The following is a 14,030-nucleotide window of genomic DNA, read 5'->3' on the forward strand; positions in this document are numbered from 1 at the left end:
ATTCTGTCCCTGGCCACCACGAAAATCCCCGATTTTTCGGGGATTTTTTATTTTACCATTTACATTTATTTATTCCGATTACTCGCTGTAAGTGAGCGATAGCGTGTAAGGACAATCTTCGAGTTTTTGCTTACTTAACTTTTTGGATATACTATTCAATAATATTATTAAAATAAAAAAAGCAGCTAACAGCTGCTTTTTTTGAATATAAATAAATTAAAAAATTTTGTATACCGTTGTAGTATTTTTCTTATTTTCAAAAAAATCTCAATTTTAATAACTCAATTTTAAACTTCTATTTTTAATTTCTTCTTTTACTGTTTTAATAAATTCTTCAAGTTCTATATCTTCAGCTGTATTACCCTCTCTTGTCCTAATATTATATTTTTTAGTTTCTATTTCTTTTTCACCAATAACTATCATATATGGTATTTTCAACATTTGAGCATTTCTTATCTTATAACCAACTGTAGAATTTGAATCATCTAATTTAATTCTCAAACCCTCTGAATCTAATCTTTCATATAATTCTTTTGCGGCATCAATATATTTATCGGAAACAGGAATAATAGCAATTTGTTCAGGAGATAACCATGTTGGAAATGCTCCAGCAAAATTTTCAATCAATATACCAAAAAATCTTTCAATGGATCCATATATTGCTCTATGTATCATAACTGGTCTTTGTAATTCATTATTATTATCTACATAATGTATATCAAATCTTTCAGGCATCTGGAAGTCTAACTGAATTGTTGCACATTGCCATTTTCTTCCAAGAGAGTCTTTTATATGAAAATCTATTTTCGGACCATAAAAAGCTCCATCTCCTTCATTTATTTTATAATTAATATTTGATTTTTTCAGAGCTTTTCTCAATGCTTCTGTAGCAATTTCCCATGTTTTTTCATCACCCATGTGATCTTCCGGCATTGTGCTCAAATCAGCTTCGTATTCAAATCCAAATGCACTATATAATTCATGAGTAAACTCAATTACCTTAATAATTTCATCTTCAATTTGTTCTTTTGTACAGTATATATGAGCATCATCTTGAGTAAATGATCTAACCCTGAATAGTCCATGTACCACACCACTTCTTTCATATCTATGAACTTTACCAAATTCCGACATTCTTATTGGTAAATCTCTATAACTATATACTTTTGATTTATATATCAATATATGTCCAGGACAATTCATAGGTTTTACTGCATATTGAACATCATCCTTTTCTGTAAAATACATATTTTCTTTATAATGATCCCAATGACCTGATTGATGCCATAATTTTATATTCATAATTAGCGGAGTAATAACTTCATCATAACCATATTTTTTATGCAATTCTCTTGAAAATTCCAATAATTCATTTATTACTTTTGCACCTCTTGGCAAAAAGAAAGGCATAGCAGGTGCTAATTCGTTTTCAAACATAAACAAATCCAGTTTAGGACCTATTTTTCTATGATCTCTTTTTTTAGCTTCTTCCAACATCTTTAAATATTCATCTAATTGAGCCTTTTTAGCAAAAGCTGTTGCATAAATTCTTTGAAGCATTTTGTTTTTTTCATTTCCTCTCCAATACGCTCCTGAAACGGATAATAATTTAAAATGTTTAATTTTTCCTGTTGAAGGTAAATGAGGACCTCTACACAAATCAATAAATTCTCCCTGCTTATAATAACTCACTATTTCATCTTCAATATCTTCTAAAAGTTCTAATTTATACGGTTGATCTTTAAATAGTTCTTTAGCTTCTTCTTTAGTAATATCAAATCTTTCTATAGGCAAATCCTCTTTTATTATCTTCTTCATCTCAGCTTCAATTTTCGGCAAATCATCCTCTGAAATTTTTTCTTCTAAATCAAAATCATAGTAAAATCCATTTTCAATCACAGGCCCAATAGCTAGTTTTACATCATTTCCATATAATCTCATTACAGCTTGAGCCATAATATGAGCTAAAGTATGTCTAAATATAACAGGAGCTTCTGAGTCTTTATCTGTGATAATTTTTACTGTAGAATCCTTTTCAATTGGTCTTTTTAAATCGTATAATTCACCATTAACAAGTGCCCCTAAAGACTTTCTATACAGCCCTTCCGATATATCTCTAGCAATATCTGCAGCAGAAACTCCTTTTTTATATTCTTTTTCTGAACCATCAGGTAAAATAATCTTAATCATATCCATTTATATCACCCCTTTAAAATTATTTTTTTGCAATACAGGAAATCTCAACATCTACATTTTTAGGAAGTTTTGAAACCTCTACAACAAATCTTGCTGGATATGGTTTTTTAAAATACGTTTCATAAACAATATTAAATTCCTTAAATTTAGAAATATCTGTTACAAAAACGCTAACCTGAACAACATCCTTAAATGTAAACCCAGCTGTATTTAAAATCTTTTTAAGATTTTCCATTACAAGTTTGACCTGCTCAACAAAAGATTCTGGTATTTCATTTGTTTCATAATTAACAGGTATTTGTCCTGAAATATACAATTCATTATCTTTTAATAGCGCTGGAGAATATGGACCAACAGCCGAAATTGTATCAGGTGTAATACTTTTCTTATTATTAAATAATTTTATATGAAGTTGAGTATCAAACAAATCAAAGTAATTTAAATTTAAAAATTTTATGAGTTTTAATAAATTATCTTTATCTTCAAAATATTTGAAATAATTATTTAAAATAAAAGATAACATCAAATTGTAAGAGATATAATATATTATAAATGAAAATACATTAGACTTCATCAAAGATACAGAAATTAAAAAAGCGGTTGCTACTATAACAATGCTAAAATAGTGTGTAAAAATTTTTAATCCATCTTTTTCTTTTGAAAATAAATATGTCCCAAGCAATTGAGTCAATGTAGTAATTGTAAAAAAGAAAAGAAAAAAACCATTTACTTTTGAATTGGTGATTACAGAAGAAAAACCTGTTATAACTGTCAGAATCCAGGATAGTTTATAAAAAATATCAAGATATAATTTCATAAATTCCCCCCTTTATATTTCAAGATTTCCTAATTTTTCACTTAAATCCCATTCCATTAATTTATCTATTATTTCATCAAGATCTCCTTCCAATACGTAATTTAACCTGTAAGTAGTAAATCCAATTCTGTGATCAGTTATTCTATTTTGAGGAAAATTATATGTTCTTATTTTTTCGCTTCTTTCTCCAGTTCCTATTTGCGCTCTTCTTTGTGAAACCATTTTTTCTTGTTGTTTTCTAAACGCATCTTCATATAATTTAGCTCTTAAAATAGACATCGCAGCTTCTTTATTCTGATGTTGTGATCTTTCATTCTGGCACGTAACAACAATGCCTGTTGGAATATGAACTATTCTAACTGCAGATTCTGTTTTATTCACATGTTGTCCTCCTGCTCCTCCTGCTCTATAAGTGTCTATTCTTAAATCCTTATCATCAATTTTCACATCAACATCTGTAGCCTCCGGTAAAACTGCAACAGTTGCCGTTGAAGTATGTATTCTTCCTCCAGATTCTGTTACAGGAACTCTTTGAACTCGATGGACACCACTTTCATATTTTAATCTACCAAAAACCCCTTTTCCTTTAATCTTTATAACAGCATTTTTAGTTCCACCAATTCCTGTATCGCTTAATTCCATAATTTCATGTTTCCAACCTTTATTTTCTGCATATCTTAAATACATTCTCATTAGATCTGATGCAAATAATGCTGCTTCTTCTCCACCTGTTCCTGCACGTATTTCCATAATAATATTTCTTTCATTGATTTCATTTCCTGGTATTAATAAACTCAATATTTCTAAATTATACGTTTTAATATTTTTTTCAGCTTCTTCCAGCATAGAAATATATTCTTCATCTTCTATTTCACCATCATGTTTTAATATTTCCAACGTCTCTTTATCATCAATAGTTTCTTCTAATTTTCCAAATAATTCTTTTAAAGTTGATAATCTATTGTGTTCTTTTCCTAAATGCTGTAATTGCTCTAAATTAGAAGTTATATTTGTATCAGCTAATTTTTTTTCAACATCACTTAATTTTTCAAGAACCTTTTTTTTAAATGATAGTATATCCATATAAACACTCCCTATTCTTTTTTTGCTATTATATCATATTTTCATTTTTTCTTCAAAAAATTATTGTTTTTCTTTGTTTAAAAAAATGGATAGATTAAATGTTATAAATATTATTATTATTGTAATAGAGGCTAGAGATTGACTTTCTAAATAATATCTGGCATTTGAAAGCATATAATTGACATTGGATAATAATGGAAAATAATCTAAAGACTGCATGGTATATGAAATGGTAAATTCGCCAAACATAATAGCAAAAATTTGTAAAAAAACAGATAACAAAGTATTTTTTAAAAGAGGAAATTCTATAAATAAAAAACTTTTCATTTTATTTGCTCCATCAATTTTTGCAGCTTCTATTATTGAGTAATCAAAAGATAAAATACGTTGTTGTAAAAATGTATAAGCTAATGGTAAGGTTATTATTATATACCCAATTGACAAAAGAATGTAATATGGTAATGAAAAATTAATATTTAAACTTAAAAGACCCATGGCTAAAAAAGCTGAAGAAATCCCCAAAGATGAAATAATAAAAACATTTGAAACTATCATATCTTTATGTGTTTTTATATTCCTTAAAATAATATAAGTAAAAAATACAACTATAATACTTACAATAAGAGAAAGAAAAAATGTATTATAAAAAGATTTTAAAATAGGATAATATGAATTTAAGCTTTCAGAAAACAAATTCATAAAGCCTTTTAATGTAAATTTATTGTTTATAAAATCATAAAAACCAGATATCATTCCTGTTAAAACAATAGAATATTCATAAATTAAATAAAATAAAGAAATAATTAGAAAAATAATATTTGTTTTAAATCTATAATTCTCTTCAATTTCTAATTCATGAATTTTTGGAATAGATATGATATAATTTAATAAAAGCAAAATAAAAAATTGAATTATAGCATAAGTTAAAGCTTTTGAGAAGTCAAGAGAGCTTCTCAAAGTGGTAAAAATCGCCACTTCAAATGTTGAATATTTTATACCTCCAAGCGATAATACAATTGCAAAACTAACAAATGAATATGTAAATACAAGAAATGCCCCTTTTAAAATGGCCGGAAATATTAATGGAGAAATAATTTTTTTTAATATAACTATTGTATTTGCACCATCAATAATGGCGTTCTCTATGTAATTTTTCGGAATAGATTTTAATGAATCTGAAATATATTTTACAAATATAGGAGAATTATAAAATGAATGCGCCATTATAATAGCTGTTAATGAATATAAAACATTTATATGAAACATTTTATACAATATACCATTTGAACCATATAACAATGAAAATGCTATTATGGTTGGAATTGCCGGAAAGAAAAAAGGGATAAAAAAAGAGTTTTCTAATAAATTGCTTAAATAATTTTTTTTATTTGCTACATAAATTGCTGGAAAAATAGAAATAATAAATGAAAATAATACGGATAAAGATGACTGTAATAATGTGAATTTAAGAATCCTGATGGTTCTATTTTTTACTAAAATGGAAAAAAAATTATTTAGATCAAAAAAGTTAATCAACAAAATTCCTATAGGAAATAACCATAAAAGTAAAAACAAAAAAATAAAAAAATATAATTTTTTCATATATTCCTCCTTGGGGGTGAGATTTTGAAAAGGACAATTTTGTTTATTTATTTCCTAATATTATCACTTTATATATCAGCCAATTTTATATGGTATCCATATTTAACAAATCAAGGCGACACGTATGCCACTATTAATTTTAAAACATTAGATAAAAATATTCAAGTAAAATTATATGAAAATAATGTTTTAATTCAAATACATAAAAACATACAAAACGGAATTGTTAATTTAAAAGTTAAAAATCTCAAGCCAAATACAAAATATGCATATGAAATTATAACAGATGATGACTATTATAAAGGAATATTTAAAACAAAAAACGAACAAACAAAATCATTAAAATTTGTAGTATACGGTGATACAAGATATTATTATAAATATCATAGAATGATTATAGAAAAGATTATAAAGGAAAAACCGGAATTTGTAATTAACGTTGGAGATATGGTAGAAAATGGAAATGAAATGAAATACTGGAATAATTTTTTTTATACAATAAGAGGCTTAAATACTTTTTATTATCCTGTTTTAGGTAATCATGAAAAAAATTCGAAGATTTATTACGAAGCATTTGACTTACCAGAAGGTGGAGGGGATTATAATAAAAGATGGTATAGTTTTTCATATGGAAAATATCATTTTATTATCCTGGATTCAACTATACCAACAAAATCCCAAATTTTTAAAAGTCAAACAATATGGCTTAAAAAAGATCTTGAAAAAAATAAAAATAAAATAATATCAGTAATCTATCATTATCCTTTCTGGAATAATTCTATATATATATGGAGAAAACAGGAAAAAAAGCTTGAAGATACATGGAGACCTATATTTGAAAAATATAATGTTAAGTTAATATTTAACGGTCATGTTCATGGATATGAAAGATTTGAAAAAAATAATATAATCTATATAACAACTGGAGCTGGGGGAGCACCTTTTGATAAAGGAACAAAAGACAAATATGTTCCGTATACAAAAAAAGTAGTTTATGGTATTTTAGAGTACGTATTAGTAGAAACATCAGATAAAGATATTAAAATAACTGTAAAAGCAGTAGGAGAATCAAAAAATTTTAGTATGAAAGACATAAAACCGGTGAATAAAATAATTGATTATGTAGAATTAAAATAAGATATATTGACATTTAACAAAGTTTGTTATATAATATGTATGGTTTGGGGTCGTGGCGCAGCTGGGAGCGCGCTACCATGGCACGGTAGAGGTCGTGGGTTCAAGTCCCATCGACTCCACCAGTATGGGGAATTAAAATTCCCCATTTTTTTATTTTTAAATATTTATGTTATAATTTTACGGAGGGGTTAAAATGAAAAAAAAAGTATTTGTATTTGATTTAGATGGTACTCTACTAAATGACGAAGAAAAAATTACTATACCTACTATAGAAGCTATAAAGAATATACATGAAAAAGGTTATTTTATAATAATAGCAAGTGGCAGAATGTATAAATCCACAAAATTTATTATAAAAAAATATTTATCTTTTTTAAACAACATTCCTATAATCTCATACAACGGAGCATATGTTGTATCTCACACAGGTGAAATTGTTTTTGAATCCGATATAGAAGATAGTCTTGCAATAGAAATAATTAAAGAAATAAAAAAAGAAAATATACATGTACAAATATACTTAAATGATGAATTAATTTCAGATCAGGAAAATACAGAAATAAAAGGATATGCAAAACATTCTGGAGTCAATTATAAAATAGTAAATAATTTAGAAGAGTATATAAAAAAAACTCATGGTCCAACAAAAATACTGGCCATATCAAAAGTTGAAAAATTAGATAAACTACAAAAAATGATGGTTTCTAAATATAGTAAGAATTTAAATATAGTAAGGTCATTTAATATATACCTTGATTTTTTGAGCAAAAATTCATCTAAAGGAGCAGCATTAAAGAAACTTTCCAAAATTTATGATTTTGATATATCAAAAGCTTATATTTTTGGTGATAGCGAAAATGATATATCTATGTTATCATTATCAAAAAACTCATATGCTATGGGTAATGCTTCTAATCATGTTAAAGATGCTGCAAATCATATTGCGCCATCAAATAATGAAGAAGGTGTTGCAATTGTTCTTAAAAAAATATTATCTGATACTCATAATAATTAGTATATACATAATCGCTTTTTCAACAAAAATCCCTGTATTTAAAAACGAAAGATTTATAGGATATATTAACACATCAATAAACGATTCAACAAATCCAGAAATAATTAATGGCTATTGGTTAAACTTAAAGGAAATAAATGAAGAACTTGACTATTTTATACTCGGTTCATTAAACTCATATGATTTAATATATGAATTTAGCATTGAATTGGGAAGTTATCTTTTAGAAAAAGGCTATGATTTTATAATATTTGGTAATTTAAAAATATTAAAAAAAGATTCTAAAAATTTTTTGAATTATATAGCAAGCTCTCCTTATATAACTTCTCAGGTACTATATATAATGTTAAGAGGGTTTGAAACTGCAGGAATTTTCCCAATCGTTTACTTAGACAAAGAAGTTAGCAAAGAGGTTAAAAACTCTCTTGAATTAAAATCTGGTAAAATAAATTATTTATCAGATTTTAATGCTGATAAATATATGTTTTATGATAAAATAGAAAAAAAGGTATATTTAAATAGAGAAATTATGCCGAAATTAACTTGGAAATTACCATCTAATAAAAACATGGAAAATACAATAAAAAAAATTTTTGAAAATTCAATAATTATAACAGGCTGGTTAGGAAATAATTATAAAACTTATTATAGAAAGTTACCAAAAAATAGCAAAGAAAAAAGCATAATTTATTTTTCAAAAAAAGTCGAAAAAAGAGTTAAAGATTTTCTAAATAAGAATATTGTTATATACTCTGCAAAAAAGAATTGGGATTGGTAATTAAAAAGGGGGGAATTTTCATGAGTATGGATTATGAAAATAAGGTAAAAGCTTTAGAAAAAGAGAATAATAAATTGAAGGAAAGTATAAAAAATCTCGAAGTAGAAATAAAAGATGTTAAAGAAATGTTAAACAATACAAACAGATTATTGGAAGAATATAATGAATTTACCAAAGAAGAAATAAACGCGTATAGCGATTTTGTAGAAGGTTTTGTCGAAAGAAAATTCATAGATCCTTCAACAAGGGTATATTCAAGGGCATTTTTTGATAAAGTATTCTTTTTAATACTGGAAAAAGCATTTGAAAAAGGTAATAACTATGGTCTTATAATAATAAAAATTCCAGAATTAGAAACATTAGAATATAAAGGGGAATACTATAAGGGGCCAGAAATGGAAATCGGAAGAATCTTAAGAAGTAATGTTCGATTACCACTCGATCTTGTTATGAGATACTCTAAAAGTGTATTCTCATTGATAATCCCTGATATAGAAGAAGATGTATTATTTAAGGTTGTGGATAGAATAAAATATCAGTTAAGTAATTTTGTAAAAAAGCCAGAAACTTTAGAATTCTATTCATTTTATTTACCTAAAGATTTGACATCAACGGAGGATATTTTGAAATACTTTGATTAGAATTAGATTGGAGGATAAAAAATGGAACACCGATTGGAGATAGAGACTATGGGTAAAATAAAAGTAATTGGACCTCAAGAGGCTAATGGCGAAATAACAATTTCAGGTTCAAAAAATTCTGCTTTACCAATACTCGCCGCTACGTTATTAACTGATGAAAGAATAATATTAAACAATATACCTAATTTAGCAGATGTGAATACAATGATTGAAATACTGGAAAATGCTGGAAAAAAGGTAACTTGGCAGGATTCCACATTGATAATAGATACTGTTTCAGATATAAATTCTATATTGCCATATGGACCTGTAAGGCGAATGCGAGCATCTTTTAATGTTTTAGGACCATTAACCATAAGAAATAAATATGCTAAAGTTGCACTCCCAGGAGGTTGCTCAATAGGAGTAAGACCTGTTAATTTTCATCTTGAAGGTTTAAAAAAATTAGGGATTGAATCACAAATAGAACACGGTTTTACGCATTCTAAATATATAGGAGCACCAGATAAAACACATATATCTTTACCTTTCCCAAGTGTAGGTGCAACAGAACATTTAATAACAACTGCTGTTTTACTCGAAAATACAGAAACAATATTAACAAATTGTGCTCAAGAACCAGAAATAATAGATTTATGTAATTTTTTGATATCTATGGGAGCAAAAATTGAAGGTCATGGAACTTCAAATATAAAAATACATGGTGTTAAACAATTGCATGGAACTGAATACACCATTATCCCTGATAGAATAGAAGCAGGAACTTACGCAATACTGGGTGCTGTTCTTGGTAAAGAAATAACATTAAAAAATATAATAGAAGATCATTTATTTTCATTATTAGATATTTTTGAAAAAATTGGAATAAATTACAAAATGAAAAAAAATACTCTGACAATAAAAGGGATTTCAAAATTAGAACTATCACCTGTAGATGTAGAAACAGCGACATTTCCAGGTTTTCCAACAGATTTACAACCTCAGTTAATGGTTTTATTGAGTTTAATTCCAGGAAGATCATCTGTTACAGAAAACGTCTTTAAAACTAGATTTAATCATGTTGATGAATTAAATAGAATGGGTGCAAAAATTTTTGTTGAAAGCAATACAGCAATAATAACAGGAGTTAGCAAATTATCTGGGGCACCATTAGAAGCAACAGATTTAAGAGCTTCTGCAGCACTTTTAATAGCAGCTTTAATTGCAGATGGCGAAACTATAATAAATAATGTAGATCATATCTTTAGAGGATATGAAAGATTATTCGAAAAACTTGAAAATGTCGGTTTGAAAATTGAATATTATGAATAAATGGGCAATATATATTGCTCATTTTTTATTATAAGAAAGCAAAAATGAGCTTTTTTATAATTTTGTTTAAATTTTAACAAAAATAAACCATAATAGATATTGAAATTTTTTTCATAACAGAGTAAAATAAAGTTGAATAAAATAAAATGGAGGGATTATTTTGTTATCAAAAATAGTAAAAAGCATACAACCATCTATTACTCTAGAATTAAATGCAAAAGCTATAGAAATGGAAAAAGCAGGTCATGATGTTGTAAAGTTAACTGCAGGTGAGCCAGATTTTATAACCCCAAAAGAAATCATAGAAAATGCTTACAAAGCAATGATTGAAGGTAAAACAAAATATACAAATTCAGCTGGAATATTAGAATTAAGGGAAAAAATAGCAGATTTTATAAACTCTTCAAGAAAAACAAAATATACACCAGATAATATTGTTGTTTCAAACGGTGGAAAACAAGCTTTATATAATACTTTATTGGCAATCTTAAATCCAGGTGATGAAGTCATAGTATTAGATCCTTCTTGGGTAAGTTATGAAGCTCAAATAAAATTGGCCAGAGGCATTCCGATTCATGTGCCATTAAAATTCAAAAATAATTTTATTCCCAAAGCATGTGATATAGAGCCTTATTTAAGTGAAAGAACTAAAGCTATAATAATAAATTCTCCAAATAACCCAACTGGAGCAGTATATCCAAGAGAAACATTCTTAGAAATATATGAACTAATAAAAGATAAAAAAATATATTTAATAAGTGATGAAGTATATGAAAAATTAATATTTGAAGGTGAATTTTATTCTCCTACACAAATTCCAGCATTGAGAGAAAAAACGATAATAATAAACGCATTTTCTAAAACCTGGTCTATGACTGGATGGAGAGTAGGATATTCTATTGCTCCAAAAGAGATTTCAGATGAAATCAAGAAAATACAGAGTCATATATCATCAAATATAAATACACCTGCACAATACGGCGCTCTTGCCGCATTCGATGTAGATATAGATTATTATATAAAAAAATTTAATGAAAGAAGAAATTTTGTAATGGAAAAAATGAAAGAATCAAATTTAGAATATGTACATCCATATGGTGCATTTTATTTATTTATTAATATATCAAAATACGATACCAATGATTTAAATTTTTCAAATCAATTATTAAAAACAAAAAAATTAGCAGTAATACCTGGAAGTGGATTTGGAGCGAAGGGTTTTATAAGAATTTCATACGCAAATTCCATAGAGACTTTAGAAAAGGGGCTAAACAGATTATTCGAATATCTCGATGAGGTGAAATAATGAAAGTAGATTTAATAACAGCAGAAATTGGAAGTACAACAACAATAGTAACAGCATTCGATAAAATAACATCAAAAAAGCCAATTATATTAGCTCAAGGAGAACATTATACAACTATTAATGAAGGAGATATAACAATAGGAATTGAAAGAGCTTTAAAAATTATTCAGGAAAAATTAGGCGAAAAAGTATCATGGAATAAATTTTTAGCAACCTCATCAGCAGCCGGCGGTTTAAAAATGACTGTACATGGCCTTGTATATGATATGACAGTAAAAGCATCAAGAGAAGCTGCACTTGGAGCCGGTGGGGTAATAAAATATATTACTGCAGGAAAAATGAGAAAATCACATCTAAAAAAAATTTTAGAAATTAATCCCAATTTAATATTTTTAGCTGGCGGGGTCGATTATGGAGAAGAAGAAACTGTATTACATAATGCTGAATTATTAAGAGATTTACCTATTAATGCGCCAATAATTTATGCTGGAAATATAGCTGTTGTAGATGAAATAAAAGAAATTCTATCAAATAAAAAACTTTACATAACAGAAAATGTGTATCCAAAAGTAGATCAATTAAATGTTGAACCTGCAAGGAAAGTAATTCAGGAAGTTTTTGCCGAACATATAATTCATGCTCCGGGAATGGAAAAAATTGAAGAATATGTTGATGAAAAAATTATCCCTACTCCTGCAGCAGTAATGAGAACAACTCAATTATTATCTGAAATATATGAACATGTATTAACAGTTGATATTGGCGGAGCAACCACTGATGTTGATTCTGTTACAGAAGGCGATCCTGAAATACAAAGTATTATGATAAGCCCTGAACCAATTGCCAAAAGAACTGTCGAAGGAGATATGGGAGTATTTGTAAATGCACATACAGTAATTGATTTAATTGGTGAAAATTTCTTAAAAGAAAAATTTTCAAATTTTGATAATTTAATAAAAAATATATCCCCTTATCCTAAAAATGATGAAAGCGAAAAATTTATGGCTGAACTGGCACAATATTGTTTTATCGAGGGAATTAGAAGGCATGCCGGAAAGAAAAAACATATATTCACACCACTTGGACGCAAAACCATAGCTCAGGGAAAAGATTTAACAGCTGTAAAATATATATTCGGAACAGGTGGAATATTGACAAGATCAAAATTCAACAAGGAAATATTAAGCTCCATAATAAATGAACATAAAAAACATCCAAATGAATTATTACCAAAAAATATCAAAAAAATCGGATATGATAAAAATTATATTTTTGCCCCTATTGGTGTATTATCAATGATTGATAAACAAATTGCTGTTAATATATTAAACGAAGATATAGAATTCTTCAATTTATGATATAATTAAATTGAAGGGGGGAGAAAAATGAAAAAATTATATATTATATTTATCCTATTATTAGCAGTATTTTCATACAGTGAAGATTTTTATTTAAAAAATGGTGAAATAATCAAAGGAACACTAATAAAATATAATAATAATAATAATATATTTATAGTTCAAACAGATAAAAAAACGATAGAAATATCGAAAAAAGATATAGTTAAAATATCAATATCTAAAGAAATATTTAATTATGAATATAATATGGTAAAAAGTTATACAGATTGGAAAATAGGTGGAAGAAGAGAAAATGGTAATTTAGTATATATCGATAATGTTGATAATAAATATTGGCTGAGAATACATAAAGACGGATACACAGAAAACACCTTATATAAGGATTTCGAATTACCCTATTCCAATAATACAAATATAGAATTTTCAGCGGAGATTATGGGATTCACTGCTAAATCCTTAAAATTATCTGAAAAAAAGTACGCATTATCCGGAATAATATTTATATTTCTGGATAAAAACAAGGAAAATTTAAGTAAAATAGCATATGCCTGGGGTACAAATGAATATCCTTTTAAAAAACACGAATGGATTAACAGGCTATATGCATCTATATACAAGCCTTTTGAAATAAAATTTAGAATAAATGATTTAATAAAAGATAAAGAAGCTAAATATTTAAGAATTGTTTTCTGGACTTATTGTAGCTCTAACGAAAAAGACTTATCTTCAGACTTATGGGTAAAAAATGTAAAAATATCTTTTTCATATATAAACAAATGAGCC

12 protein-coding genes and 1 tRNA gene are annotated in these 14,030 nt (G+C 26.9%); 9 read left to right on the forward strand and 4 right to left on the reverse strand.

All coding sequences use genetic code 11. The features are described from left to right. Window positions 1-273 precede the first annotated feature (273 nt). The 4 genes from thrS to X275_RS00760 are packed head-to-tail and all read right to left on the reverse strand — an operon-like array spanning window position 274 to window position 5,698. Window positions 274-2,190, reverse strand: coding sequence for a threonine--tRNA ligase (gene thrS / locus X275_RS00745; RefSeq protein ID WP_047267111.1), 1,917 nt, complete (start codon window positions 2,188-2,190; stop codon window positions 274-276). Window positions 2,191-2,215: 25 nt separating this feature from the next. Further along, on the reverse strand, window positions 2,216-3,013 hold the full coding sequence (locus tag X275_RS11645) for a RidA family protein (protein ID WP_197072566.1): 798 nt from the start codon (window positions 3,011-3,013) through the stop codon (window positions 2,216-2,218). A gap of 12 nt (window positions 3,014-3,025) precedes the next feature. Beyond that, a complete protein-coding gene (gene prfA, locus X275_RS00755) occupies window positions 3,026-4,096 on the reverse strand; it encodes a peptide chain release factor 1 (protein ID WP_047267085.1) in 1,071 nt (356 codons plus the stop codon). A 60-nt stretch (window positions 4,097-4,156) separates the two neighbouring features. Then, window positions 4,157-5,698, reverse strand: a complete 1,542-nt coding sequence (locus X275_RS00760; RefSeq protein ID WP_047267086.1) for an ABC transporter permease — start codon at window positions 5,696-5,698, stop codon at window positions 4,157-4,159. Between the two features lie 24 nt (window positions 5,699-5,722). Between X275_RS00760 and X275_RS00765 the strand changes: the two genes are divergently transcribed. The 9 genes from X275_RS00765 (at window position 5,723) to X275_RS00805 (ending at window position 14,027) form a co-directional block, all read left to right on the forward strand. Further along, window positions 5,723-6,835, forward strand: a complete 1,113-nt coding sequence (locus X275_RS00765) for a metallophosphoesterase family protein (RefSeq protein WP_047267087.1) — start codon at window positions 5,723-5,725, stop codon at window positions 6,833-6,835. A gap of 46 nt (window positions 6,836-6,881) precedes the next feature. Further along, window positions 6,882-6,957 (forward strand) — tRNA-Ala (locus tag X275_RS00770). Window positions 6,958-7,028: 71 nt separating this feature from the next. Beyond that, the gene (locus tag X275_RS00775; RefSeq protein WP_047267088.1) at window positions 7,029-7,850 is read left to right on the forward strand and encodes a Cof-type HAD-IIB family hydrolase; all 822 of its coding nucleotides are present in this window, start codon (window positions 7,029-7,031) and stop codon (window positions 7,848-7,850) included. After that, window positions 7,792-8,628 carry a hypothetical protein gene (locus tag X275_RS00780; RefSeq protein WP_156168625.1) on the forward strand — a complete coding sequence of 279 codons (837 nt, stop codon included), beginning with the start codon at window positions 7,792-7,794 and terminating at the stop codon, window positions 8,626-8,628. Before X275_RS00775 ends, X275_RS00780 begins: the two co-directional genes overlap by 59 nt. A 20-nt stretch (window positions 8,629-8,648) precedes the next feature. Further along, window positions 8,649-9,269: a diguanylate cyclase domain-containing protein gene (locus X275_RS00785; RefSeq protein ID WP_047267090.1), complete on the forward strand. Its 621-nt coding sequence runs from the start codon at window positions 8,649-8,651 to the stop codon at window positions 9,267-9,269. A gap of 48 nt (window positions 9,270-9,317) precedes the next feature. Beyond that, window positions 9,318-10,580: a UDP-N-acetylglucosamine 1-carboxyvinyltransferase gene (murA, locus tag X275_RS00790; protein WP_047267113.1), complete on the forward strand. Its 1,263-nt coding sequence runs from the start codon at window positions 9,318-9,320 to the stop codon at window positions 10,578-10,580. A gap of 160 nt (window positions 10,581-10,740) precedes the next feature. Further along, a complete protein-coding gene (gene aspC, locus X275_RS00795) occupies window positions 10,741-11,886 on the forward strand; it encodes an aspartate aminotransferase (protein WP_197072567.1) in 1,146 nt (381 codons plus the stop codon). Continuing rightward, complete coding sequence (locus X275_RS00800; protein WP_047267092.1) at window positions 11,886-13,244, forward strand: GlmL-related ornithine degradation protein; 1,359 nt, start codon at window positions 11,886-11,888, stop codon at window positions 13,242-13,244. Before aspC ends, X275_RS00800 begins: the two co-directional genes overlap by 1 nt. A gap of 27 nt (window positions 13,245-13,271) precedes the next feature. Beyond that, window positions 13,272-14,027, forward strand: a complete 756-nt coding sequence (locus X275_RS00805) for a hypothetical protein (protein ID WP_047267093.1) — start codon at window positions 13,272-13,274, stop codon at window positions 14,025-14,027. The last annotated feature ends 3 nt before the right edge of the window (window positions 14,028-14,030 follow it).

Origin of the sequence: Marinitoga sp. 1197, from assembly GCF_001021165.1 — a bacterium.
Classification (GTDB): Bacteria; Thermotogota; Thermotogae; order Petrotogales; family Petrotogaceae; genus Marinitoga.

Excerpts from the sequence above, each read along its gene's own strand:
- prfA (WP_047267085.1), bottom strand. The coding sequence starts at position 4,096 with ATGGATATACTATCATTTAAAAAAAAGGTTCTTGAAAAATTAAGTGAT.
- X275_RS00760 (WP_047267086.1), bottom strand. The coding sequence starts at position 5,698 with ATGAAAAAATTATATTTTTTTATTTTTTTGTTTTTACTTTTATGGTTA.
- X275_RS00775 (WP_047267088.1), top strand. The coding sequence starts at position 7,029 with ATGAAAAAAAAAGTATTTGTATTTGATTTAGATGGTACTCTACTAAAT.
- thrS (WP_047267111.1), bottom strand. The coding sequence starts at position 2,190 with ATGATTAAGATTATTTTACCTGATGGTTCAGAAAAAGAATATAAAAAA.
- murA (WP_047267113.1), top strand. The coding sequence starts at position 9,318 with ATGGGTAAAATAAAAGTAATTGGACCTCAAGAGGCTAATGGCGAAATA.
- X275_RS11645 (WP_197072566.1), bottom strand. The coding sequence starts at position 3,013 with ATGAAATTATATCTTGATATTTTTTATAAACTATCCTGGATTCTGACA.
- X275_RS00805 (WP_047267093.1), top strand. The coding sequence starts at position 13,272 with ATGAAAAAATTATATATTATATTTATCCTATTATTAGCAGTATTTTCA.
- X275_RS00780 (WP_156168625.1), top strand. The coding sequence starts at position 7,792 with ATGAAGAAGGTGTTGCAATTGTTCTTAAAAAAATATTATCTGATACTC.
- X275_RS00785 (WP_047267090.1), top strand. The coding sequence starts at position 8,649 with ATGAGTATGGATTATGAAAATAAGGTAAAAGCTTTAGAAAAAGAGAAT.
- X275_RS00800 (WP_047267092.1), top strand. The coding sequence starts at position 11,886 with ATGAAAGTAGATTTAATAACAGCAGAAATTGGAAGTACAACAACAATA.